This window comes from Microcella sp. (assembly GCF_046296455.1).
Lineage (GTDB): Bacteria > Actinomycetota > Actinomycetes > Actinomycetales > Microbacteriaceae > Microcella.
The window spans coordinates 1-21,894 of the sequence record NZ_JBKBLF010000023.1 but is presented as its reverse complement, the minus strand read 5'-3'; the positions used below and the strand labels follow the sequence as shown (position 1 = coordinate 21,894).

The window sequence follows — 21,894 nt, the reverse complement described above, 5'->3', positions numbered from 1 at the left end:
GCGATCGTGCGGCGCCCTGTGAGGGAGTTTCGTGGTGGCTGGGTCGTCGACAGAAGAGTGCATCCACGGATTCGAGCCCGGCATGTGCGCCAGCTGTTTTCCGCCGCCCCCGCCCGTCGCCCCCGCTCCCGTGCGCCGCGCCCCGCGTCAGGCCGCGCGTAGCCTGCGCAGCCCCGCCGCGGGTGCGACCGGCAAGGCCGCCGAGGTGCGGCCGCCCAACCTGCCGCAGCGCATCTTTCACGTGACGCACATCAGCAACCTGCCGTCGATCCTCGAGGCGGGGCAGTTGTTGCCGCCGTCTGAGGCCGCGCCCGAGCTGCGGCTCGCGAGCGAGCTCACACTCGAGCTCCGCGGCTCGGCACCCGTGCCGGGCGACGGCAGCTACGACGACGACGGCATCGAGCGCTCAGCCGCCGACTGCGTCGCCTTCAGCCTGACGCCCCAGGCCACCTGGTGGCTCGAGGTGCAAGAGGGCGCCCCCGGGCCAACGTGGAGCGCCGCGGCGAAGGCCGCATCCACCGTCGACTTCGTCGTGCTGGGCGTCGACATCGCGGCCGTGTCGAACACGGTCGTTGTGACCGATGGCGACGCGGCGGCTCCGGCGACGACGCTCGGCATCGGTGTCGAGGGCCGGCAGCGGATGCTCGCGCGCGCGGCGGGCAGCCCCGAAGCCCTGCAGGCCGCCGAGGCGCTCGTGCCCGGCCCAGTGTCGCTCGCGACCGTGGCGCTCGTCGCCGTGGCGAACGACCGCCGGCGCGACGAGGTGCGCGACCTACTGAAGGCGGCGGGCGTGACCGCCAAGGTCGCCGTGTACCCGCCGTGGTTCGTGCCGAAGGTCGACGACTAGGTCGCGACCTTCGCGCTCACGAGTCGATTGAGGCTGATGCCTTGCTCGGCTGCCTCGATGGCGAGAGCGCGATGCAGGGCGGGCGGGATACGAAGCCGAAACTCACCGCTATAGCGACGGTCGGCCAGTGGATCGGGGATCGACTCTCCCGACGCGCGCAGATCGTCGACCACCTCGGCGACGAGCGCGCGCAAGCCGAGCAGTGCTGCCGCCGGCTCGGGTGCCAACCACGTGAGCGACGGGAACTCCGCGACTGTGGCGACGAACTCGTGGTCGTCGACCGACCAGGTCACTCGATAGGTGTAGTGGTCGCTCGTCATGCGTCGTCTTCCTCGTCAGTGGTTTCGTCTCGCAATCGATCAATCGCGGCGAGCACCTGGCGCACCTGGTCGAGATCCCGGAACGACACGGACCCGGGGGCAGCTCGCATTCGGGCAACTAACCGGTTGATCGGTGATAGTGGTGTCACTAATGGTACCGCTCTTGATCGATCATGTCGAGGATGCTGGCACGATGGCGCCGACGTGCGCGGATGCGACAGTGCGGCTGCGCACTGCAGGCGATGCGGGCTTGCTGAGGGGGACGGGTGCTCCCCGATCACGCGACACCCCCCTTTGTGGGGTACTGCGGAGCCTGAGGGTGCGTCATGCTTGACGGGCGTGCGGCCACCCACCGCGCGCCCGGCGCACCCACGCCGGGGCTTCACCCATAACCCGAATACCCGCACCCAGCCCCCCGGTGCTCACTGCGTCATGCTCGCGACCCCGTGCGCGTGCCGTCGTGCGCTGGCGGGGTTGACCCGATGGGAGCGCATGCCGTGACCACTCAGCCCACCCCCTCTGCCACGACCCGCGTCTTGTACCGCGTCGACCTCGACGACCCGTCGTCTGCGATCGTGGGGGATGCCCTGCCGCCGTCGACCGCCGTCATCGACGCGCCCCCGCCGACGCCCGAGAGCCGGCTCGAGGGCGAGCCGATCTTTCGCATCGACCATGCGCTGTACGACGCCGAGCAGCGCGCGGCGTGGGTCGCCGACGAGCTGCTGCAGCCGGGCTCGGTCTTTCACGGGCGAGTGCACGTGCCGACCACGAAGGGCGGCAAGAAGGCGGCGCGGCTGAAGGCGAGCCCGACGCAGCTCACTCAGGCGACCTTCACGTCGATCATCGGCCAGATGCTGCACCAGTCGGCGTACGTGCAGCAGATCTGCCTGCCCGACGAGCTCATCGCCGGGGCCGTGCTCGAGGGCCCGAACTCGCTGACGCACCAGAAGGTCGAGCAGGGCGGCCAGCTGCTGGCGCGCCTGTTTCTGCACTACTGGCGCGCGGTCGCCACAGCGTTTCCTGAGGCGTGGGACGACCCGCACGACTACCTGCTGTGGCACCCGCACGGCATGACGGCGCTCGCCCAGCTCGGAGCCCACGTCGTGCAAGACCAGGTGGCGGCCTACGACATTCGCCAGCACTACTTCGACGAGGTGCTCGAGCGCATCGCCGGCTCGGTCTCGCTCGCCAAGGTCGACCACGTGCACGTTCCGCTGCGGCAGCTTTCGAGCCACCTCTTTCAGCTGCTCGCCTCGGCGCGCCACACCAAGAACCTGCGCCGCCCGGGCCTCATGGCCGTGCCGGGCGGCGTGAGCGACATCAACTGGGGCTCGGCGGCGCCGCCGGTATCGCCCGACGTGAGCTCGGTGCCGCTGGGGGCTGAGAACTAGGGGCATTGCGCGGGGCGGCGGGCCTGTCGGTGCGCCCGCACCCGAAGTAGTCTCACCTCATGGCCCGCATGATTCCGCCGACGATTGGCGATGACGCCCCGCCCGGCGAGCACGCGGTCTTCGCGGCCCTGCAGCACGCGCCCGATGACTGGGTCGTCTTCCACTCGCTCGAGATCGCCCACCACGTGAGCCAAGTGCAGGGCGAGGCCGACTTCGTTGTCGTCGCGCCGGGGCACGGCGTGCTCGTCATCGAGGTGAAGTCGCACGAGAGCATCGAGGCCGACGGCGAGGGGCGCTGGCGCTACGGCAAGCGCGACTGGGTGACCCGCAGCCCGTTCGAGCAGGCGTCGGGGGCGCAGCACTCGATCATCGATTTTCTCGAGTCGCGCGGCGCCGGGCCCGTGGGGTATCCGATCTTTCATGCGGCGTGGCTCACGCAGTTGAGCAGAGCCAAGTTCGCCGCCGGCATCGGCTGGCACGAGTGGCAGCTTCTCGATGCCACCGATCTGGCGGCCGACAAGGCGCCCGGTGCGATCATCCGCACCCTGAACAAAGCGAGCGCGCACCTCGCCGAGACCATCAGCGGCTACCGGCGCGTCGAAGGCCAACCCGACAAGGCCCACACCGAGCGCATCACCGAACTGCTGATCCCACGCTTTCAGCTCGAGCTCAGCGCGAAAGAGCTGGCCCGCCGGCGCGAGCACGAGCAGGCGACGTTCACGGCCGAGCAGGTGAAGATTCTCGACGTGGTCGGCAGCAATCCGCGGCTGCTGGTCGAGGGGCCGGCGGGGTCGGGCAAGACGTGGGTGGCCGCCGAGGCCGCCCGTCGCGCGGCCGAGAGTGGCAAGCGCACGCTCGTCGTCGTGTTCAACCGGCTCATCGAGGCGCGGCTGGCCGAGCTGTGCGGTGAGGGCATCGAGGTGCGGCGCATCCACTCGCTGATGGCGCAGGTGGTGGACCGTCACGCCGGCAAGAACGAGGCGCAGCGCAAGCTCGCAAGCGGACGCGTCGAGCCCGACTGGTACGACGTCACCCTGCCCGAGCAGGCGCTCGAGGCGGCGCTCGAGCTGGGGCCGCAGTACGACTCCCTCGTCGTCGACGAGGCGCAAGACGTGGCGCTCGAGCAGTACCTCGACGTGCTTGACGCGCTGCTCGTGGGCGGGCTCGAGCGCGCGCCGGTCTTCATCACCGGCGACTTCGACCACCAGGTGATCTACCGCCGGCACAGTGCTGTCGAAGGCGCCGCTGACGGCGCGGGCGCCGATGAGGCACCGGATGCTCCGCCCACCCCGCGCGAAACCATCCAGCGCCGCGTGCCCGGACTCATGCAGTTGCGCCTGACGTCGAACGTGCGCACGACGCCCGAGGTGGCGCGCTTCGTGGCCGAGCTCATCGGCGAGCCGACCCTCTACAGCGAGCACCGTCGCAGCGACGACGACCAGGTCTCGGTCGAGCGCCACACCTTCACCACCATGCATGAGCAGCTGCGCCTGCTCGCCGACGCCGTCGAGCGCATCCTGTCGGAGCCGTTCACGGTGCGCGAGCTGGTGATTCTGTCGCCCTACGCCCGCGAGCGGTCCGCTGCCGGCCACGCTCTCGCCAATCCGGCGACGGATGCCCGCCTCACCTCACGCCTCGGCACCAGCATTGACGACGCGACGCGCATTCGGTGGGGGAGCATCCACGAGTTCAAGGGCCTTGAGGCGCCCGCGGTGATTCTGACCGACGTCGACCTGTCGAAGGGCTACCACCGCGACCTGCTCTATGTGGGGGCGTCGCGCGCGACGGATCGGCTTGTGGTGCTGGAGTCGGTGAGCGACGCGCCATAAACCCCGCGATCGGTGCCAGCCAGCAACTGATTTCGAGCGTGGGCTCGGCGACAAATGCGGCTGAGCTAATGTGCCTCTCGCGGCACGTGCCACCAGCGTCACATTGGCTGGGCGGTACTGGCGCTACCCCCGAAGCGCTGCTGGGCTGCTTGCTTGCTGATGCCCAAGACGATGCCGATGTAGCCCCAGCTTCGACCGGACGCACGCGAGGCTGCCACGGCGGCCCGCAGCTCGGCTTCTGCATCGCGCACTGCGTGCTTCGCACGCCCGATCCTTCGGAGGTCTTCGGGGTCTTCGACCTCCAGCGTGCTGAGGTCAACAGTCTCGAGAAGCTCTTCGATGTCTCGTAGCGTTCTGGCGGGTTTCACGGCTTGTCCTTCCCCTCGAGGAATCGAACGAATCGGCGTCGCAAGGGCATCGCGTGGATGACTCGAGCGTCGCCCTCAGGGTCTACGAGAACGACCTCCAGCAATCCACCATGGCGATCGGGGCCGATCACCAAGACTTCATGATCGTCAAGTGCGTAGTGCCGGATCGGGAATTCCAGTGCGTGCAGGATGTCCTCGTCCGCCACTCCGTGCTTGTTCGCCGACACGAGGATTCGTGGCTCCACTGTACGCGTCGACCCCCCGGAACGTCAACGTTTGGTTGACGCATGTCTCGTGGAGTCAGTGTGCGGGTCGGAGTCGCGAAGCCGGTCGACCATGTGGCGATGTGTGAGATCGCTTGAACCGTCGGCGCCGGGGGAGGAGACGAACCCCCGCGACGTCACTCGGTCTCGTTGACCTCTTCGACAAGCGCGGTGATCGCGTCGATGATCGCCGGCACCGCGGCGGGGGCCGCCGACGCATCGAAGAGCCGGGCCGAGATTGCCGAGTTTGGTACTCGGCCGAGAGGAATCGCCTCGATCGCTGCAAGGTAACGTTCGGCGGCCGCGGCAACGCTCGGCGTCCTGGCAAGAGACGTGCGGTCGATGCCCACAGCGAGGTACTTCAAGCCCTGCCAGCTGACCCCGTCAGGAAGACCCCACGCGATGGAGAGCGGAAGATTTCGATCAGGCGTCTGAATGCGTATCGAGAGTCCTTTCGATCCCCATTCGAGCGCGAGACCGAGTGCGCTGCAACCGGCGAGGAAGTCGCGAAACGCGTCACGGTAGGCACTGTCTTCGAGCGAAGACAAGAACGCCACTTCATCGGTCTTGCCCTGCGACGCTCGCGTTGCGGTCGTTCGTCGTGGCGGCGAGGCGACCACCTGCGCTGCATGCGCGGTGAGCTCCGCACCCGAGAGCTGCACAATCTCGACGAGAAAGAACCGCCCCACCCGCATCGTGCTGTTGAGGTACTCGAGACTGTCCCGCATGGTCTCGGTGAACCTCTGCGCGGCGACCACGAAGTGGAAGTCGCCCGACTGCAGCACGTCGGCGAGGCGCTCGAGCAGAGCATCCGTCGCCTCGGGGTCGAGGGCCCACCCGGCGCGACCGATCGCGTCACGCAGGTCGTGGCAGCCGGCGAGGTGCTCGGGCGCGTGACCGCCGCGCAAGAAGCGCTGCACGACTCCGCGGTCGAAGTCGTCGAGCGACATCTGCCACAGGTCTGAGCCATAGTCGATCAGCTGCGCGAGCGCGTGCCTGAAGTCGGGGTTCTGCGGCCCGGTCTTGAACTCGACGAGCACCACATCGCCCGACGAGGCGAGGCACAGCAAGTCGATGGATCCGGATGCCAGCGACGTCTCACGCCCAATGACGAGCAAGTCGCCGTCGAGCCCGAGGTCGTCGGAGGGAATGAGCTGCGGGTTCATCTTCATGACCTCCTGCAGGTGGTGTTCGCTCGGCGCGGGCGACTCGACGAGATCAAAGTGCTCGCCTGCGCGCACCACCAGAAAACGACGGGGCATGGATGCTCCTTCCGTGGTGTTGCCGAGGCTATCGGGTTGATCCGACGCGACGACTAGTGAATAGTCACGTTTCGTTTTCGGCACCCGTTCGCCAGACTGGCCTCAAACTGTGGCCGAGGTGAGCCACGACGAACGGAGATGCGATGCGTACGCGAAAAGGTCACGAGAAGCTCCTGGTCTATTGCCCGACGCTCAGCACCGAAACGCTGTTGCACTTCAACCGTCAAGGCGACAGCTACCGACTCCGATCGTTCGTGGGCGAGCTTGCAGGTCACACGCCGTGGATGCAGCCCGATGCCCCGACCAGTTCAGACTTCCTCCGCCTGTATCCGCCGGTGCACCAGATCGATGTCACTCGCGACCGCATCGCTCTTACGCTGGAAGACCGTTGGCGAGCCATCATCATCGAGCAGAACCGCAAGCTCGGCATCGCGAACTAGAGGCGGTCGAGCGCCAGGCTTCCACCACGATGGATGAGCAGCAGAGGTTCTCAACGGGCATCACTCCCGAGGAAACTGTCGGAAGAATAGGGTGATCTCATGTCCCACTACGAAGCTCGAAAGGCCGCTTGGGAGTCGGCGCTGGCCGTTCAATCGCGCATCCGGATTGCAGGCAACGTCCTAGTCGCACTAGGTCTCACTGTCTTTCTTGCTCCCCTCGCGTTCAAAGTGGACTTTCCCGATTGGTCGGTGGTGCCCGCCGTGGTTGCCGGTATTGGTTTCCTCATGAAACTTGGTGCAATGTTCCATCACGTGCCGCCTATGCCGGCTTCACCGTATGAGGAGGCCCGCCGCAGTGCGGAGCAGGCAGAGTCTCTTCCTCGCCGCCTAGCTCAGGCGCAATCGACGGATACGCCGAAGGACACTCTCCGGACACTCGCGCAGTCTGACGCGAGCCCCGAGGTTCGCAGAGCGGCTATTGAGACACTCGCACTTCTCAATCAGGCTGGGCTCTAGCGGGTCCGTTTCGGCGCTCTCTGTGATCTCCGGCGGTCGGATCGGGCGATCGAGCACAGCCAGGTGACATGAGTGGCACCACCACGAATTGCCGCGAGGTCTGCGCCGTGTCGCGCAACCCGGGCAGTCTAGAGCTGCAACTGTCAGGACTCGCACTTCACTCCCCTTCTTGGATGTTCCCGCTGCGCCGCTCGCCGACGCCGTGGAGCGCATCCTGTCGGAGCCGTTCACGGTGCGCGAGCTGGTGATTCTGTCGCCTTACGCCCGCGAGCGGTCGGCGGCCGGCCAGGCTCTCGCCCGTCAGGCGACGGATGCCCGCCTCACCTCACGCCTCGGCACCAGCATCGATGACTCGACGCGCGTTCGGTGGCGGAGCATCCATGAGTTCAAGGGCCTCGAGGCGCCCGCGGTGATTCTGACCGACGTCGACTTGTCGAAGGAGTACCACCGCGATCTGCTCTATGTGGGGGCGTCGCGCGCGACCGATCGATTGGTGGTCTTGGAGCAGGAGCAAGTGCTCAGGTAGTCGCCCTTATGTCAGTTCGTCGAACTGAGGCGCGACTCGGCGACAACGATCCCCGGCACCTTCGTAGTAGCGAGGGTCATCGTCTTTACTCAGTCGCGGCCAAGGCGTGCGTGGAATTATCCGGCACCCCTTCGAGCAATCCGAGCTTCAGCCCGAGCGCTGCGCACAATGCCCGCAGCGTGCCGGTGTTGACGTCCTCGCCGGCCTCGACACGTGCGACCGATGGCCGCGAAACACCAGCGTGTTCGGCGAGCTCAAGTTGAGACCACCCGCGCGCCGTGCGCAAAGCACGGACTCGCCGGGCGATTTCGGACATCTGTGATGAATCGCTCACACCATTGCCTTGATCGAGGAGCGGATATGCTCACGCTCTTCTGCCGTCAGGCGGTACAGGTCGAACAGCTGGTCGTCTATAGCGTCAGTCGATGCCTGCCAGTCGATGCTCGATGCGGCCGTCAGATCCAAAAGGGGGACGAAACGATAGGTGCCCTTCGTCCCGTGCTGGCTCACCTTCGCCTTGCTGTGAAGGAAGCGCGCAAACCTAGTCTTCAGGTACGCGACGAGATTGCGGGCGGACTCCTCATCAAGGTCTAGCCCGCCCCCCATGACGATGAAGGTTTCAGAACACACAGATCCGGGTGCAACGACAAACGCGTTCTGGTTGTCATCGTTGAGTTCCGTGCCGATGTTGTTGGCGTACGGTGCCAGAACCTTCCAGCGATCGATCCAGTCCGTCTTCAGCCTGACGCGGTCGCGCTCTATGAACCCGACGGACTTGCCCTTTCCGTAGCAGAGCACGGGGTCAGTAAGGCCATCAGTCTCCTGGTGGAAGTCTGCGGACCGCACGATGTTTCCTTCGAGTCCGAACGGCTTGCGAGCAGACACTTGGTTCTCGAAGGAGATGAATCCGTCTGTAGAGATGACGCGCTCGACGAGCTCGATACTCTTTGAGTCGCGCAAGAACGCGCCCATGCCGAAGGTGTCGAGTGGACGGACAGCATCGAACTCAACGCCTTGTGCGTCGCGGGTGAGGATCCGCGTACCGCCTGCAGCAACCGCGTCGTAGTTCGTGTCACGTAGGAAGTAACAGATGCCGCCGCGATTGTTCGTTTCCGGGAACACCTCCTCCGGTCGCGGGAAGTCATGGAGCTCGCTCAAGTGGGGATCGGCGAGCATCCCCGCGCGGAAGTCACCGAGCGACTTGCCGCCGGCGTACCAACGGCTCGGGATGACAAAGCTCAAGAACTCGGGGTCGAGAGACTTGGCCGCCGCGACGAACTGCGGATAGATCGAGCGGGCGCTCTGCTGTGCGCCGCCGTCGCTCTCCTGGTAGGGCGGGTTACCCACTACTGCACCGAACTTCACGGTTGCACCTCCTTCTTCGAAGGCATCTTCGAGATTGACCGTTTGACCGGATTCTTGATCGGACAGCAAGTTGTATGACGTGAGCTGTGCAGCGATGTTCGCGACGTTGAGTCCGAGCACCTCATAGAATCGACGCGTGAACTCATAGGCGATCGTTGATGTCGGAAGTGAGTAGATCGAGTCCTTCGCAACCGCCGGATCGACGCCGAGTTCCCCCACAAGACGTTCGTAGAGCGCAAGCGCGAACTCGCCGGACTTGCTCGCGATATCGAGGATCTTCTCGCCGCGGCTGATCAGTGCCCCGAGGCTCTGAGCGGGGATCCGGGCGACCATTTCGCGGCATAGCCACAGCGGTGTGCGAACCTCCGATTCGGAGATGCGCGTGAACTTCTGGAGCGCTCGCACCGCTCTTTCGGTTGGTGACAGTGACTCATCCCGGGCCAGTCGCGAGATGTTGAGGATCTTGTAGTCGAGCGCGTTGAGCTTGAAGGGATCGAAGGCCGCGAAGAGTGCCTTGAGTACTTCGAGTTGCAGACCGAGATTCTCCGCGATCCGTTCATTCTCCGTGTCTCCGATCGCGTCAATGACGTCCTTGAGTGACGACACCGGGTTGGGTGTCAGCATCGCGAAGAACAGGATCCGCTGGTAATACGTCTGCAGCTTCGCTGCCAGAGACTGCAGATCCACAGCGTCGTCGATACCACTGTCGGGAGGTGTGGGGTTCACTCCGGTGTCGCCAGTGTCGGGGTCTCCGTCTTCAGTATCAGCCTCGTCGTCGACATCGAGATCGGTATCTTCACCGTCGGAACCAGAAATTGTGAGGCCGGCGCGCGAGCCGATCTCCGCCTGCTTCTCGATGACAGCGCGTATCGCATCGATGTCGAGCACACCGAGGTCAATTGGTACGTCCCGGGCTTCGTCGGCGATGCTGCGGTTTAGGTTGTACGCGCTCACGGCCGCAAGAATGTTGGCAGGCTCGACCTCGGTCAGCCTGTTGCTGTTTATCGTGATGACGGGAGAAATGCGCAGATCTTCCCGAAGGCGTCCGGTCAGATCGCCGTTTCCGGCGTGTTCGCTGCTCGCGATGTTGGACATCAGGGAGCGCTGCTCTTGCATTTGGAACAGACGTAACGGATCGAAATCGACGAGGAGGGTCTGGGGTTTGAGGTTTTCCTTGATGGGCTCGTCATTCACCCCGCTTCGGAGCGTTCTGATGTGTTGACTCTGGAGCCGGAATGTCGCCTGGTCGTATTCCTGTGGCGATGCAGTGTCCTTGAGGAAGAGCATCGTGTCCCATTGTTCGACCGTGCTCCCCGTGAGCATCCGGTTGACGGTCAGCGTCAGCGTCTTCCGTCCTTCGGCGTCGGCCTTCGCGATCGCAGCCTTGACACGCTCCGGTGTCGCAAAGCGCGTCGTGTCCTGAACGCCTGAGATGTTGATGATCTCGTAGTCACCGAGGTTCTTGAACGACGCTTCGTTTTTCTCGATGAGTGCCTGCATTGCGTCGCACGATGCTCGGTACGGTAGGACCATGACGACGTGCCTGCACATCTGCCCTTGCTTGATCCGGGCATCATCGAGAAAGCCCAGCAAGTTCTCGTCCTGCTGAGAACCGTCAATGACGCGGAGCAGGTCGAGTATCTCTTCCTCGTGCTTGAACTGCTTGTGTAATCCTTCGGCGGCATCTCGCGTGATTGACCTCGGCTCAAGAAGCGCGGCTAGCGCGTAGGAGACGCCCCGCTCCTTGAGGGCGGCGAGCTTTGCTTGAGCGGATTCGTTTGGGTTGAAAGCGAAGCGGATCATTTGCGGAAAACCGAAGTACGGGTTGTCCCACTCATTCTCGTCGGGGTTCTCTCGATCCCATTCCTCTTTGGCGCGGATGATGTCAGCGAACTGCACGAAAGCGATGATGTCCTCCCGTGCGAATTCGCTGCCCATGAGAATTCGGTACGGGGATCCGGACAGATGCAACGTGGTTTTCGCCTGAAGAACCTTAAGCTGGGCGTCGGCCTCAGCGACTGTCACCTCGTCAGCCTCGATCCTCAACGACCGCATGGTCTCAACCGGTTGTTTCGCCGAGCGGAGCACTTGACCGTAACTCTCGGCACGCGCGCCGAAGTGGGTTTCGTCGACGATGAGCACGTCGATGTCAGTACTGAATACCTCCGTATGTTTCTCCTTGAGCTGCGTTCCCTGAAGGTCCTGCAGTGTGAGGAACACGACGACACACTCGCCGGTCGATTTTGATTGGGTGATTGCGTCGGGTTCGAGGAGGAGAGCGTCGGCGTCGAGGAAACGGAAGCCTTCGAAGTTGCCCGCCGATTCGACTGTCTGTTTCCACTCGCCCTTGACGTCGGCTTTCGCTGAGACGACGAGGACAGCTTTAGCTCCGACACGCTTGGCGCACATGAGCGACGTGAACGTCTTGCCGAATCGCATCACGGCGTACATGAGGAGGTTGGTGCGGCCCGCGTCGACAGCGGTTGCGAATGCGTCCACCGCCGCCTGCTGGTTGGGCCGCAGGCACCAATCTGGGCCCCGCTCGTAGTGGTGCGTGGTTGGGAGCTGGGCCGCCGCGTCGTAAAAGGCGTACCGGCCAAGGTTTTCGACATGATCTTGCCGAATGCTGTCGATCGCGGCCTCGAGGTCGGCGACGTCAGCACCGCCGAAGAACTCGCGACTGTAGTACTCGGTCTCTGGCAGCTCCATACGCTCGAGCCGGGGACGACCACGGTCCTCAAGGAGGAACGAGTGAACTGCGTGGTCGCGGAAGTAGATGTCGTCTGACACAGAGGCGGAGCCTAGGAAACGCTGCTCGAGGTCGGGAAAGTGGGTGCGCCACTCCTTCAACCGCTGGCTGACGGGTCGGTATGTGTCGCCAACCTTGAGGTAATTGGGCACTGTATTCGTACAGAAGGCGTAGATGTGCGGCCGTACTCGGCCGACGATCAAACTTTCGAGGATGTCCAGATTTTCGATCACGACGTCGCACCTCCTGCGTTCGTCAGCTGGGTATAGGGGTAAGTGCGCTTGGCACGCCAGTCGCGGATTAGGCAGGAACGAACCGCGCCTCGGCTCTCCTCACCAAACAGGTCGAGCTGGTTGTCGGCAACCGTGTCCGCCGTCAGCGGGGGCCGACCCGTAAGGAGGTCCATCTGCCAGATGTTCCACGAGATCACCGTTGCGATGCCGCTCAGCTCATCGCGCGAGGGAGCGCCATCGAGCGCGGCACGTGCGAAGTCTTCGTAGGTGGCGAGGATGTTCTCGCGGGCGAGCAAGAGGCTGTCCCCCTGGTACTCGAATCCGTAGATGCTCTCGACGGCACGTCGAGCCCACGTACGCCACTCATCGTCGCTGTGGGCGTTCTCCGTGACCACACGCAACTTGCGATCGAGCAGGCCGATCCTACGCTCGAGGCCGATTGGCGCCCCCGTTGCGGCGTCGTACCGGCTGACGAGGTAAGGCCCTTCACCGCAGGCCACCTCGAGCCGGCGCTCGTCAACGTATTTCATCCAGGTTCGCCGACCGCGCTCCTCGAAGTCGATCGGATCAGCACGATGAATCCATGACCGACCTACGGCGGTGTTGTAAACGTCCGCACGACCGAACCACGCCTCGTCGATCCGGTTGTTCTGTTCATTGCACAGCCATGACGGTGTGAACACCTCCGCGCGCCCCTTGGTGCGCTCCCACTGCTGCGCCTTGGACTTCTCGACGCGAGGTTGGATTAGAACTCGGTGGTCACCCGTAACTGATGCAACAGTGATTTCGTGGTCGGGGGCGTAGTCGTTGCCGAGGTGTTCGTAGTGATCCGTGGCCCAGATGATGTTTCCACCGGTTGTTCGGTCGAGGAGGAGGTGAGGCAACAAGCTGAACTGCCGAGCTGCCAGCGCCTCTTCGCTGACGTCGATGGCATTGATAACGGCGCGTGGTCGAGCCCTGGCTTCCACACCGCGCCCGCCGATGGTGAGTGTTGTCATGAGCACCCTTCATCTAGCCGCTCTAGGGATTGCGACGTGTATCAGAAAACTTACACTGGCGCGGAAACTCCGCTGTCGCGTAAATTCGGCACATGTCCTTAGGTTCATCCTCCCAGGCCGCCCGGCCGGGCAAGCCAGTTCAGATGTCGCCTAACCGTGCACCAGTCCTCCGACATCCTCAAGCAGGTGCGCGACACCGACTTCGAGAAGCAGCTGCACGAGCGGCTTGAGCTTGCCGACCAGGAGAAGCTGCGGGCGATCGAGCTCGCTGAGACGAAAGCCGCCGGCGAGCTGCAGAAGGCTGCGGCCGCGAAAGACTCCGAGACTCAGGCGTTGAAGGCGAAGCTCGACGCGGGGGAGAGCGCCAACAAGGTCGCCGTCGAACTGGCGGAGGCGAAGCTCGCCGCCAAGCTGTCGACGAGTCCGCGAAGCTCGAAGCGGAAGTGGCGAAGAAGGCGTCAGAGATCGAGTTGCTGAAGGCGAGCATCCTGAACGGAGAACAGGCGAAGCAGCTTGCCGTCAAAGAAGCACTGAGCGCGGTGGAGCGCGAGCTCGACGAGCTGAAGAACGGGCTCGCCATGGCCACGATGGAAAGACAAGTCTCTGAGCAGGCGCTCGAAGAGAAGTACAAGCAGCAGATCAAGGACCGCGACGACGCGATCGAGCGGCTCAAAGACATGAAGGCGCGGCTGTCGACCAAGATGGTCGGCGAGACGCTCGAGCAGCACTGCGAGAACGAGTTCAATCGCATACGCGCCACGGCGTTTCCGAAGGCGTACTTCGAGAAAGACAACGACGCGCGGTCGGGCAGCAAGGGCGACTACATCTTTCGTGATTCGGATGAGGGCGGCACCGAGATCCTGTCGATCATGTTCGAGGTGAAGAACGAGAACGACGGCACGGCCACCAAGAAGAAGAACGAAGACTTCTTGCGCGAGCTCGACAAAGACCGCACCGAAAAGGGCTGCGAATATGCGGTGCTCGTGTCGCTGCTCGAGCCCGAGAGCGAGCTCTACAACAGCGGAATCGTCGACGTCTCGCCCCGCTACCCGAAGATGTACGTGGTGCGTCCGCAGTTCTTCATCCCCATCATCACGGTGCTGAGGAATGCGGCGCTCGGGTCGCTGCAGTACAAGCAGGAGTTGGCGATGGTGAAGGCGCAGAACGTTGACATCACGCACTTCGAGAGCGACCTCGAGACCTTCAAGACCGGGTTCGCGCGCAACTACGACCTCGCCTCGCGCAAGTTCCAGGAGGCGATCGCCGAGATCGACAAGTCGATCGACCGGCTGCAGAAGGCGAAGGATGCCCTGCTCGGGTCGGAGCGCAACCTGCGACTGGCCAACGACAAGGCGCAAGACGTGACCATCAAGAAGCTGACGCGGGGGAATCCGACTATGGCGGCAAAGTTCGCTGAGGTGGGTGACGGCGCGGGGGAGTGAACCCCTCTGGCCCCCGCATTATTTTCGTTATACAATAATCACCATGGAACGCGACGAGACCATCGACGGCAAGCCGGTCACGGAGGAGCAGATTGCCGCGTGGTCCGCTGAAGCCGAAGCGGGCTACGACGTCGCAGCACTCAAGAAGCGCGGTCGTGGGCGCCCGGGGCGTGGCGCTGAGCCTTCGCAGGTTGTCGCCCTCCGTCTGACCGCTGATGAGATCGCCATGCTCGACGCCCGTGCCGAGCGGGAGGGCAAGAGCCGGTCTGAGGTCATCCGCGATGCGCTGACGTTCAGGGCGTGAAGATCGAATGTGAACTATGGTTGACAACATGAGTCCGACGACCTTCAGGCGGTTCGACGCAGCCACATACCTGACCGACATCGCGACCGCGGCCGCATATCTCGAAGCGACAATTGATGAGAGTGGCGACGACCCCGCCGCTATCGCGGCTGCGCTCGGTGCCATCGCCCGCTCGCGCAACCTCAGCGAGTTGGCTCGGCGCACCGGGATGAGCCGAGAGGGGCTCTACAAGGCGCTCTCCGCTGACGGGAATCCGAGTTTTGCGACCATCGTCAAAGTTACGCGGGCGCTGGGGCTCACGATCTCCTTTCGCTCAATCGCCTGAGGTCAGCCGACAACGAACCCAAACAAGATCTGACACCCGCCGTAGGTACCCGGATGCTGGACTGCGGACTCGTGTTCAGCGTTTCGTCGTAGTCAGCGGCTTGCGCGACGAAGGGCCTCTGCTGCTCTCAGCATGAGGTCTTCGCGGCCCTCGCTGAGTGCGGGCGTGTCGTCGCCGAGAACGTCGATGGTGAGGTCTGCGATCTCGTCGGCAGTGGTGAGGCCGAGCGTGGCGATGAGGGCGGCGATATCGGCGTAGTCCTTGCGCGCATATCTGGCCATCTTCATCGCGAGGAGCGCCCGGGGCGACGCAACCCTGATGATGTGGCTACCGACCGCTACGTCGACGAAGTGCTGAGGATCGTTAATGTCGAAGACGATGAAGGGGCGGGCGTTCTCGTTGATCCAGGTCGGGCTGAGTCCGTGCTCGTCGGCCATCGTGCGACCAATGCGCACCACGGCATCGAACGGGCGGAAGAGCCCGTCAACGTCAGGCGTGAGTTGCTCGCGGCCGAGTTGCAGTGCCATCGCGGCACCGCCCACGATATAGGCGTCGATCTCGATGCCGTCGGCCGCGGCGCGATCGAGCAGTTCCCGCAGCAGTTCGCGAATCTCTGCAGCACTGAGCTGGCGATAGGCCTCGGTCACGCGATCGTCCAGTCAGCAGGCCGCGAGAGCAGGTTCTTGGACAAGAAGATCGGGGGAGTCTGCGCCCGCAGCCATGCCCGAAACTCGGTGCTCGGGTCATCGCCCACGGCGGTCTCGACGGGCAGAGCGGGTGAGTCGAGCATCCACTGGGCAATGGGTCGGTGGGTTCGCTCGAGTGCGTAGGCGAACGCGGTGGCGAGATAGGTGCCCCACGACGGGTCCAGCTCGTGTGCTCTGGGTTCGTCGGTCACCCACGCCGGCACCGGCGCGTCGCTGGCCTCGCCGAACCTGATCAGTCGCCCGACCGCTTCAGTCAGATCACGGATGGCCGCCTCCTGATCGCCACGACGCAGGCTCGCGCTCATGGCGCGCGAGGTCGTCGAGGCCGAGAGGAGGTCTGCCACCTCGGTGCGAATCGGCTCGACGGCCCACCCTGTTGCCTGCAGCAGAGACTGCATGGTCGACCACGTCGGGTCGAGGTCATCGCTTTCGATGCGACTCACCGTCGACTGCGCGACGCCGGCACGGCGGGCGAGCGCCGACTGCGACAAGCGCGCACGCGTTCGAGCCGTGCGGATCGTGTCGGCTGCGGTGGGCATGCTGATCTCCCTGCTATGCGTATACGCATGATACCTCATGCACCGTTCGCGGAGGAGGCACAGGGCTTAGGGTGCCCGCTCACCTAGAACCCGCGCCCAATCTCCTTCAGCCGCTCCACCCGCTCCGCAACCGGCGGGTGCGAGCCGAGCCACTGCGCCAGCACTCCTTCGCCGATCGTGTTGACGAAGAACAGCCCGCGCACCTCGAACGACGCGGCCTTCACCGTCGACGGGTGCGCGTGGATCTTCTCCAGCGCCCGCACGAGCCCCTCCGGATAGCGCGTGAGCTCGACGCCGCTCGCGTCGGCGAGAAACTCGCGGCGGCGCGAGACCGCCGAGCTGATCAGCGGGCCGAGCACGAAAGCCACGGCCGCGAAGGCGGTGCCGATGACGATCATCACGAGGCCGAGCATCCCCATAATGATGCCCAGCCCCATCTTGAACTCGCTGAGGATCGACCGCACGAGGCCCCAGCCGAGCACCATCAGCACGCCGGCGACCGAGGCGATCGAGCCGACGAGCGCGAAAGTCGTGAGGGTGACGCGGCCATCCTGGTTGACGATGTGCGCCACCTCGTGCGCGACGACCGCCTCGAGCTCGCTGTCGTCGAGCAGGTCGAGGGCTCCGGTGGTGACGCCGATGACGGCGTTCTTGGGGCTCAGCGACGCGGCGAACGCGTTGGGCGCGGGGTCGTCGATGACGCCGACCTTCGGCATCGGGATGCCCGCCCGAATCGCCGTCGTCTCCACCACCCGGTGCAGCCGGGGCTGCTGCTCGGCGTCCGTCGCCGCCCACCCGGCGGTGCTCGCGGCCGACGTCGTCGCCGAGCTGAGCGCCCACCACACGTAGAGCGGGCAGAAGATCAGCAGCAGCCAGAACGGCCACACGTCGCCGACCACCCACGCGCTGAACACCCCGAGCCCGATCACGGCGACGCAGAAGAGCGCGATGAGCAGGATGCTCCACCGCTTGTTGCGCGCGATCTGCCGGTACATGACGCGAATCTACCTCGCTCTGCCGTCACGGCAGGCGCGGGTCCTCCACTGCCGCGGGCGGGCGGGCGGGGCGCACGGCGGCAGGGGAGCGCGCGCCGCGCCCTGCGCGCGCCGGGCATCCTGCCCCGCATGACCGCAGCCTTTCGCACCTACCAGCCCACCATCACCCGCCCGATCACCGACGACGACCTGCAGACCCCCGAGGCCCAGCTTGCGTTCGCGCTCGGGCCGGCGATCCGCTGGCAGCTGTGGTTCTTCTTCCCGCCCACCGCCGACGGGTTCGGCGGCCTCGCGATGCCCTGCGACGACCTGCCGCGCCGCGCGCCCGCCGACACCGCCGACACCCTGTTCACGGTCATCGACGGCGTCGCACAGCACGCGGGCGCGACAGAGCTCATCCTGGCGCTTGAGCGGCGCGGCGGCCCCGACCCCGGCCGCCTCGATCGTGAGTGGATGCTCGCCGCAGCCACCGCCGCCGACCGCGCCGCCGTGCGCCTGCGCGCCGTGCTCATCAGCCACACCCGCGGAGTGCGCGAGCACGCCCCGCCCGCCCCGACCCTGCCGGGGCTCGACGGTGCCGGAGTGGAGACGAGTGCTTAGTTCACTGCACTTAGTTCACATGGCGGATCAGGTAAACGTGCATGAGGCCAAGACGCGGCTGTCAGAGCTGCTGGCGCGGGTGGAGCGCGGCGATGAGATCGTCATCGCGCGCGGCGGTCGGCCCATCGCCCGGCTCGTTGCGTTCGAGCCTGCGACCGAGCGCGAACTGGGCTTTCTCCCCGGCCTTGACACTCCCGATTCGTTCTTCGAGCCCCTACCTGATTCCGAGCTCGTGGCCTGGGAGGGCGGCGAGACGGCCGAGACGCCCGAGACGCCCGAGACGGGGGAGACGGCGCAATGACCCTGCTGCTCGACACCCACGTGCTGATCTGGGCGCTCGGTGTGCCTGACCGCCTTCCGCCGGCGATTCGGGCGCGCCTCGCCGACCCGCGAGAGCACCTCGTGGTGTCGGCGGCCAGTGCTCTCGAGATCGCGACGAAGCATCGACTCAAACGCCTGCCCGAGGCGACCGCGCTTGTGCACGGATTCGAGCAGCAGGTCGATCGACTGGGCGCCGACGCATTATCGATCGAGGCGAACCACGCGATCACGGCCGGCTCGCTCGAGTGGGCTCATCGCGACCCCTTCGACCGCATGCTCGCAGCCCAGGCCATGAGCGAAGGATTCGCACTGGTCACGGCCGACTCCGTGTTCGGGGGGCTACCCGGCCTCGCCGTACTGTGGGAGTGATCGTGCGGCCGGTTGTGCCGACGACGCTGAGTGGGCTCGGCCTCGCACCGACTCGGGCGTCTCGCCGAACCAGGTGCGGAAGGCGCGGGAGAACGACGTGGGTTCGTCGAAGCCGAGCAAGAACGCGATCTCGCGAAACGGCAGCGACGTTCTCACGAGGTAGTGCTGAGCGAGCGGTGCTCGAGTCGACTGCACCACCTCCCGAAACGAGAGCCCGTCTTCGTCAGCCAGTCGTCGTTGCACGGTTCTGGGGCTGACACCGAGTCGTAGCGCCACACCGCTCAGCGACGCTTCGCCGCTCGGCAGGCACTCCAGCAACAGCGACCTGACCCGCGCACGCATCGGTGCGCGCGCGTCGAGCTGGGTCGTCCTCCTCTGCAGCTCTGGTTCGAAGCTGCTCCAGAGCGACTCGCTGGCGGTCAGGAATGGGCGATGTGCGTCGTGCGCGCGAAACGTCAGACTGAGTTCTGGGCCCACCACTGGCTCGACACCGAAGTAGTCCAGGTACGCCAGCGCCGGCTCGAGCGCAGCAGGGCACGACACCCTCAGGGGTTGAATGTGCTCCCGCGTGGCGATCCGCGCGAGCTGGGTGAGGAAGACCAGGTCCATTGCCATCAGCAGTGGGGGCGAGACGATAGTCGGGTCGTTCCATGCCCAAGAAACGACCATGTCGTACGGCGTCTCACGAATCGTGAGATGCATGGGGGCCATGAGTCTCTTGTGGGCGGCGAGGCGCCGAACCGCGACGGCGAGAGTCGAGCTGCAGAGCGCTGCGAAGACGGGCGCCGAGAAGGTCTCGGTGCTGGAGGTCTGGCCCATCCGGATTGCCAGCAGCGGGTCGGCCGCCACCGTCTCGAGCGCGGTGACCATGCGAAAGTAGTCCTCAACCGTGAGCTGTGACGTCTCTTGGTGCAGCATTTGCAAGGGCAGGCGTGCGTGCCGAATGACATCCTCGGGGTTGATGCCGAGGTCGCGCAGCACCATCAACCATCCACGATCAAGGGTGATGTCAGCGGTGTTGTGCATAGCGCACCTGCTCCTCGCGGCCGGTCTCGTCGGCTCGTACCTCGAACTCTATGCAAAGTACGCCGTCGTGCTCGCGTCAACCGACAGATTGGCGTTGTTCGCGATCACCTTGGCGGGTTTCGCTATCTCAGCAGATGTGCACGAGTTGTACCGTGAGCGTCACTGCAGGTGAGACGATCCCGGGAGGGCCCGCATGACGCAATCGAATACCACTGAACTCACGGCGCTCGTCGAGCAGTGGGGAGCACACTTCGGGTGGTACGACGGTCGCATCGACCTGGGGGTGAGCGATCTCAGCTCGTTCACCACGTCGGACTGCACGTTGACCGCTCATGCGCCGGTGTGGGGAACCAGAGCCGGCTCAGAGCGGGCCATACCGATCGCCGAGGTGCGCAAGAGACTCGCCGGGCTCGTCAGGTTCGTGCGCGCGACGCGGCATGACATGCATGTGGCGTATCACCCCGACGGCACACAGATCTGCCTCTCGGTGCAGTTCAAGGCTCGCCCCGTGTTCCTCCCCGTCACCATTCGCACAGAACCGCTGGCCTTCGTCTTGCGGGCGCGCGAGACCCCCGACGGCCTTCGAATCTGCGCGGTCGACGAGTGGTCAGCTGCCGACCCTGAGGCTGCCCGACGGCTGCTGATCGAACACCACGGTTGGCCGACAGAGACCTCCCTCCACCCTCAGGTGGCGTTCGGCGCGGTGTCGTGACGGGGAAGCGCCCCCGGGATCGCGAGAACTCCCGCTGAGCGCTCCCTGACGCAGCGACTAGTCGTCGAGCACGAAGGTGACCTCCATGGTCACCTGGTACGCGGTGACCTTGCCGCCCTCGATGGCGACCTTCTGCTCTTTGATCCACGCGCCGCTCACGCCGCGCAGCGTGCTGTTGGCGCGGTCGATGCCGACGTGAACGGCGTCTTCGAAGCTCGTCGACGAGCGGGCGGTGATGGTGGTGATGCGGGCGACAGACGACATGGAGCAACCCCTTCGGTACTCGGGGCCCGGGTCGAGCCCGCGAGAGGGCCAGTCAACTCCTGCGCGGCGCTCGCGTCTAGGGCATGACGGCGATCGGCGTCACGCACCGGCCGAGCTTCAGCCCGAGACCGCGGGCGCCGACTCGAAGGCGTAGCTGAACTCGCCCGCCACGCCCGTCCACGTCACGCGAATGAGCGACACCGGGCCGAGCTCGTCGTAGGCCGTGCACACGAACGAGGCGCCGATCGTGACCGTCGTCTGCGACGGGCACAGCACCGTGTAGTCGAAGCCCTCGCTCTGCAGGTCGCTCGCAATCGTCGACTCGACGGTGCGCAGATCGGCAAGCGAGGCCTCGCGCGGCTGCAGCAGGGCCAGCGTGCTCACGAGCGCCGAGACGAGCACGGCCGTGACGACGTAGACCCAGGTCGGCGCCGTGCCCGAGCGGGTCGTGCGGAACACGTGGATCGCGCGCACCAGTAGGTAGAAGAACGGCCCCAGCAGCACCCATGCCGGCGAGGGGCGAAACTCGTGGCCGAGCGCCCCGAGGCGGCGGTAGTCGGTGAGGGTGCCGAGCACGACCCACAGCAGCGACGCGAGGCCGAGTCCGCCGGCGACGAAGGGCGTGTTGGTGGATGCTCCGCCATCGGTGAGCAGCCACCCCAGAGCCGCCAGACCCAGGTGCAGCAGGGGCGACAGCGCGAGCATCCATGCCCCGCCCGTCGTGACGCCCGTGACAGCGCGCGCCTGGCCCGCCGGGCGCTTCGAGCCCCACGTGCGCGTCATGGGCTCGTAGTCGACGCTCGCGAGGTCGACGGCCGAGGTGGGCTGGGCGAAGCTCGTCGACGAGGTCCACGGGGTCGAGGCCGAGGCGGGCAGGGGAGTGGCGGTCGCGAGCGGAGTGATGGCGAAGGCGCCTGCGGCGGGGGCGTCGGCGCCGGGCTGCGAGGGCACCGCGAGGGGAGGAGGCGTCGTCGACGGCGCCGCGGCGGGCATGGGGTCGTCGAAGCCCGGAAAACCGGCGACCGGGATGGCGCCCGAGGCCGGCGGCGTGAGGCGCACCGGTTCAGAGATCGGCAGCGAGGTGCCGGTGCGCCGCGGGCCGGGCGTGGATACGGCGGGCGCGGCCGGGCCTGCGGTGCCCGTGGTGCTGGCCGCGGTCGGCTCGGCGGCGTTGCGCGGTGGC

General features: G+C 65.5%; 26 protein-coding genes and 1 pseudogene. 14 read left to right on the top strand and 13 right to left on the bottom strand.

Annotation, left to right across the window (positions count from 1 at the left end; all coding sequences use genetic code 11):
• Positions 1-34: 34 nt before the first annotated feature.
• The gene (locus ACK4HH_RS11065) at positions 35-847 is read left to right on the top strand and encodes a DarT ssDNA thymidine ADP-ribosyltransferase family protein (protein ID WP_409651743.1); all 813 of its coding nucleotides are present in this window, start codon (positions 35-37) and stop codon (positions 845-847) included.
• Here ACK4HH_RS11065 and ACK4HH_RS11060 read toward each other — a convergent pair.
• On the bottom strand, positions 844-1,167 hold the full coding sequence (locus tag ACK4HH_RS11060; RefSeq protein WP_409651741.1) for a type II toxin-antitoxin system HicB family antitoxin: 324 nt from the start codon (positions 1,165-1,167) through the stop codon (positions 844-846). The two genes, ACK4HH_RS11065 and ACK4HH_RS11060, sit on opposite strands and share 4 nt — an antisense overlap.
• A gap of 497 nt (positions 1,168-1,664) precedes the next feature.
• On the opposite strand from ACK4HH_RS11060, the gene ACK4HH_RS11055 reads away from it, so the two are divergent.
• Positions 1,665-2,558: a hypothetical protein gene (locus ACK4HH_RS11055; protein ID WP_409651738.1), complete on the top strand. Its 894-nt coding sequence runs from the start codon at positions 1,665-1,667 to the stop codon at positions 2,556-2,558.
• A gap of 59 nt (positions 2,559-2,617) precedes the next feature.
• On the top strand, positions 2,618-4,387 hold the full coding sequence (locus ACK4HH_RS11050) for an NERD domain-containing protein (protein WP_409651735.1): 1,770 nt from the start codon (positions 2,618-2,620) through the stop codon (positions 4,385-4,387).
• A gap of 98 nt (positions 4,388-4,485) precedes the next feature.
• Here ACK4HH_RS11050 and ACK4HH_RS11045 read toward each other — a convergent pair whose 3' ends face one another.
• The 3 genes from ACK4HH_RS11045 to ACK4HH_RS11035 all read right to left on the bottom strand — a co-directional run bounded on the left by ACK4HH_RS11045 (position 4,486) and on the right by ACK4HH_RS11035 (position 6,280).
• A complete protein-coding gene (locus ACK4HH_RS11045) occupies positions 4,486-4,755 on the bottom strand; it encodes a hypothetical protein (protein WP_409651732.1) in 270 nt (89 codons plus the stop codon).
• Positions 4,752-4,961, bottom strand: a complete 210-nt coding sequence (locus ACK4HH_RS11040) for a hypothetical protein (RefSeq protein ID WP_409651729.1) — start codon at positions 4,959-4,961, stop codon at positions 4,752-4,754. Before ACK4HH_RS11040 ends, ACK4HH_RS11045 begins: the two co-directional genes overlap by 4 nt.
• Positions 4,962-5,155: 194 nt before the next feature.
• Positions 5,156-6,280, bottom strand: a complete 1,125-nt coding sequence (locus ACK4HH_RS11035; protein WP_409651726.1) for a hypothetical protein — start codon at positions 6,278-6,280, stop codon at positions 5,156-5,158.
• A gap of 143 nt (positions 6,281-6,423) precedes the next feature.
• On the opposite strand from ACK4HH_RS11035, the gene ACK4HH_RS11030 reads away from it, so the two are divergent.
• From ACK4HH_RS11030 to ACK4HH_RS11020, 3 genes are all read left to right on the top strand, one after another.
• Entirely contained in the window at positions 6,424-6,720 is a 297-nt protein-coding gene (locus tag ACK4HH_RS11030) for a hypothetical protein (RefSeq protein WP_409651724.1), read from the top strand.
• A gap of 99 nt (positions 6,721-6,819) precedes the next feature.
• Positions 6,820-7,236, top strand: a complete 417-nt coding sequence (locus ACK4HH_RS11025) for a hypothetical protein (RefSeq protein WP_409651721.1) — start codon at positions 6,820-6,822, stop codon at positions 7,234-7,236.
• A 169-nt stretch (positions 7,237-7,405) separates the two neighbouring features.
• Positions 7,406-7,762: an ATP-binding domain-containing protein gene (locus ACK4HH_RS11020; protein WP_409651718.1), complete on the top strand. Its 357-nt coding sequence runs from the start codon at positions 7,406-7,408 to the stop codon at positions 7,760-7,762.
• 85 nt (positions 7,763-7,847) lie between these two features.
• On the opposite strand, the gene ACK4HH_RS11015 is transcribed toward ACK4HH_RS11020, so the two are convergent.
• From ACK4HH_RS11015 to ACK4HH_RS11005, 3 genes are read right to left on the bottom strand one after another with little or no spacing between them, the layout of a single operon-like run.
• The gene (locus ACK4HH_RS11015) at positions 7,848-8,096 is read right to left on the bottom strand and encodes a helix-turn-helix domain-containing protein (protein WP_409651715.1); all 249 of its coding nucleotides are present in this window, start codon (positions 8,094-8,096) and stop codon (positions 7,848-7,850) included.
• On the bottom strand, positions 8,093-12,109 hold the full coding sequence (locus ACK4HH_RS11010; protein ID WP_409651712.1) for an Eco57I restriction-modification methylase domain-containing protein: 4,017 nt from the start codon (positions 12,107-12,109) through the stop codon (positions 8,093-8,095). The genes ACK4HH_RS11015 and ACK4HH_RS11010 overlap by 4 nt, the downstream gene beginning before the upstream one ends.
• Complete coding sequence (locus ACK4HH_RS11005; RefSeq protein ID WP_409651709.1) at positions 12,106-13,107, bottom strand: hypothetical protein; 1,002 nt, start codon at positions 13,105-13,107, stop codon at positions 12,106-12,108. The genes ACK4HH_RS11010 and ACK4HH_RS11005 overlap by 4 nt, the downstream gene beginning before the upstream one ends.
• A 186-nt stretch (positions 13,108-13,293) precedes the next feature.
• On the opposite strand from ACK4HH_RS11005, the gene ACK4HH_RS11000 reads away from it, so the two are divergent.
• Genes ACK4HH_RS11000 through ACK4HH_RS10985 form a run of 4 tightly spaced genes read left to right on the top strand, consistent with a single transcriptional unit; the run spans position 13,294 to position 15,178 of the window.
• A complete protein-coding gene (locus tag ACK4HH_RS11000) occupies positions 13,294-13,584 on the top strand; it encodes a hypothetical protein (protein WP_409651706.1) in 291 nt (96 codons plus the stop codon).
• Positions 13,551-14,549, top strand: a complete 999-nt coding sequence (locus ACK4HH_RS10995; RefSeq protein ID WP_409651704.1) for a DUF2130 domain-containing protein — start codon at positions 13,551-13,553, stop codon at positions 14,547-14,549. Before ACK4HH_RS11000 ends, ACK4HH_RS10995 begins: the two co-directional genes overlap by 34 nt.
• A 43-nt stretch (positions 14,550-14,592) precedes the next feature.
• Positions 14,593-14,853: a ribbon-helix-helix protein, CopG family gene (locus ACK4HH_RS10990; protein ID WP_409651701.1), complete on the top strand. Its 261-nt coding sequence runs from the start codon at positions 14,593-14,595 to the stop codon at positions 14,851-14,853.
• 28 nt (positions 14,854-14,881) lie between these two features.
• Positions 14,882-15,178: an addiction module antidote protein gene (locus ACK4HH_RS10985; RefSeq protein ID WP_409651698.1), complete on the top strand. Its 297-nt coding sequence runs from the start codon at positions 14,882-14,884 to the stop codon at positions 15,176-15,178.
• 92 nt (positions 15,179-15,270) lie between these two features.
• Here ACK4HH_RS10985 and ACK4HH_RS10980 read toward each other — a convergent pair whose 3' ends face one another.
• The 3 genes from ACK4HH_RS10980 to ACK4HH_RS10970 form a co-directional block, all read right to left on the bottom strand.
• Positions 15,271-15,825 (bottom strand): hypothetical protein, encoded by a 555-nt coding sequence (locus ACK4HH_RS10980; protein ID WP_409651696.1) that lies wholly within the window; start codon positions 15,823-15,825, stop codon positions 15,271-15,273.
• Positions 15,822-16,424: a helix-turn-helix transcriptional regulator gene (locus tag ACK4HH_RS10975; RefSeq protein WP_409651693.1), complete on the bottom strand. Its 603-nt coding sequence runs from the start codon at positions 16,422-16,424 to the stop codon at positions 15,822-15,824. The genes ACK4HH_RS10980 and ACK4HH_RS10975 overlap by 4 nt, the downstream gene beginning before the upstream one ends.
• An 83-nt stretch (positions 16,425-16,507) precedes the next feature.
• On the bottom strand, positions 16,508-17,419 hold the full coding sequence (locus ACK4HH_RS10970; RefSeq protein WP_409651691.1) for a M48 family metallopeptidase: 912 nt from the start codon (positions 17,417-17,419) through the stop codon (positions 16,508-16,510).
• Positions 17,420-17,548: 129 nt separating this feature from the next.
• Between ACK4HH_RS10970 and ACK4HH_RS10965 the strand changes: the two genes are divergently transcribed.
• The 3 genes from ACK4HH_RS10965 to ACK4HH_RS10955 are packed head-to-tail and all read left to right on the top strand — an operon-like array spanning position 17,549 to position 18,709.
• Positions 17,549-18,019: a hypothetical protein gene (locus ACK4HH_RS10965; protein WP_409651688.1), complete on the top strand. Its 471-nt coding sequence runs from the start codon at positions 17,549-17,551 to the stop codon at positions 18,017-18,019.
• A 19-nt stretch (positions 18,020-18,038) separates the two neighbouring features.
• Positions 18,039-18,320, top strand: a complete 282-nt coding sequence (locus tag ACK4HH_RS10960; RefSeq protein ID WP_409651685.1) for a type II toxin-antitoxin system Phd/YefM family antitoxin — start codon at positions 18,039-18,041, stop codon at positions 18,318-18,320.
• Positions 18,317-18,709, top strand: a complete 393-nt coding sequence (locus tag ACK4HH_RS10955) for a type II toxin-antitoxin system VapC family toxin (RefSeq protein ID WP_409651682.1) — start codon at positions 18,317-18,319, stop codon at positions 18,707-18,709. The genes ACK4HH_RS10960 and ACK4HH_RS10955 overlap by 4 nt, the downstream gene beginning before the upstream one ends.
• Here the strand turns inward: ACK4HH_RS10955 and ACK4HH_RS10950 are convergent.
• Positions 18,680-19,735, bottom strand: a complete 1,056-nt coding sequence (locus ACK4HH_RS10950; RefSeq protein ID WP_409651680.1) for an AraC family transcriptional regulator ligand-binding domain-containing protein — start codon at positions 19,733-19,735, stop codon at positions 18,680-18,682. The two genes, ACK4HH_RS10955 and ACK4HH_RS10950, sit on opposite strands and share 30 nt — an antisense overlap.
• A 193-nt stretch (positions 19,736-19,928) precedes the next feature.
• Here ACK4HH_RS10950 and ACK4HH_RS10945 point away from each other — a divergent pair, with 193 nt between their 5' ends.
• Complete coding sequence (locus ACK4HH_RS10945) at positions 19,929-20,447, top strand: hypothetical protein (protein ID WP_409651677.1); 519 nt, start codon at positions 19,929-19,931, stop codon at positions 20,445-20,447.
• 57 nt (positions 20,448-20,504) lie between these two features.
• On the opposite strand, the gene ACK4HH_RS10940 is transcribed toward ACK4HH_RS10945, so the two are convergent.
• Together ACK4HH_RS10940 and ACK4HH_RS10935 are read right to left on the bottom strand one after the other, a co-directional pair.
• The gene (locus ACK4HH_RS10940; protein ID WP_409651675.1) at positions 20,505-20,711 is read right to left on the bottom strand and encodes a dodecin family protein; all 207 of its coding nucleotides are present in this window, start codon (positions 20,709-20,711) and stop codon (positions 20,505-20,507) included.
• 117 nt (positions 20,712-20,828) lie between these two features.
• A pseudogene (locus ACK4HH_RS10935) lies at positions 20,829-21,894 on the bottom strand (hypothetical protein); the annotation flags it as partial.

Excerpts from the sequence above, each read along its gene's own strand:
- ACK4HH_RS11060 (WP_409651741.1), bottom strand. The coding sequence starts at position 1,167 with ATGACGAGCGACCACTACACCTATCGAGTGACCTGGTCGGTCGACGAC.
- ACK4HH_RS11050 (WP_409651735.1), top strand. The coding sequence starts at position 2,618 with ATGGCCCGCATGATTCCGCCGACGATTGGCGATGACGCCCCGCCCGGC.
- ACK4HH_RS11035 (WP_409651726.1), bottom strand. The coding sequence starts at position 6,280 with ATGCCCCGTCGTTTTCTGGTGGTGCGCGCAGGCGAGCACTTTGATCTC.
- ACK4HH_RS11030 (WP_409651724.1), top strand. The coding sequence starts at position 6,424 with ATGCGTACGCGAAAAGGTCACGAGAAGCTCCTGGTCTATTGCCCGACG.
- ACK4HH_RS11025 (WP_409651721.1), top strand. The coding sequence starts at position 6,820 with ATGTCCCACTACGAAGCTCGAAAGGCCGCTTGGGAGTCGGCGCTGGCC.
- ACK4HH_RS11005 (WP_409651709.1), bottom strand. The coding sequence starts at position 13,107 with ATGACAACACTCACCATCGGCGGGCGCGGTGTGGAAGCCAGGGCTCGA.
- ACK4HH_RS10990 (WP_409651701.1), top strand. The coding sequence starts at position 14,593 with ATGGAACGCGACGAGACCATCGACGGCAAGCCGGTCACGGAGGAGCAG.
- ACK4HH_RS10985 (WP_409651698.1), top strand. The coding sequence starts at position 14,882 with ATGAGTCCGACGACCTTCAGGCGGTTCGACGCAGCCACATACCTGACC.
- ACK4HH_RS10975 (WP_409651693.1), bottom strand. The coding sequence starts at position 16,424 with ATGCCCACCGCAGCCGACACGATCCGCACGGCTCGAACGCGTGCGCGC.
- ACK4HH_RS10970 (WP_409651691.1), bottom strand. The coding sequence starts at position 17,419 with ATGTACCGGCAGATCGCGCGCAACAAGCGGTGGAGCATCCTGCTCATC.
- ACK4HH_RS10965 (WP_409651688.1), top strand. The coding sequence starts at position 17,549 with ATGACCGCAGCCTTTCGCACCTACCAGCCCACCATCACCCGCCCGATC.
- ACK4HH_RS10960 (WP_409651685.1), top strand. The coding sequence starts at position 18,039 with ATGGCGGATCAGGTAAACGTGCATGAGGCCAAGACGCGGCTGTCAGAG.
- ACK4HH_RS10955 (WP_409651682.1), top strand. The coding sequence starts at position 18,317 with ATGACCCTGCTGCTCGACACCCACGTGCTGATCTGGGCGCTCGGTGTG.
- ACK4HH_RS10950 (WP_409651680.1), bottom strand. The coding sequence starts at position 19,735 with ATGCACAACACCGCTGACATCACCCTTGATCGTGGATGGTTGATGGTG.
- ACK4HH_RS10945 (WP_409651677.1), top strand. The coding sequence starts at position 19,929 with ATGACGCAATCGAATACCACTGAACTCACGGCGCTCGTCGAGCAGTGG.
- ACK4HH_RS10940 (WP_409651675.1), bottom strand. The coding sequence starts at position 20,711 with ATGTCGTCTGTCGCCCGCATCACCACCATCACCGCCCGCTCGTCGACG.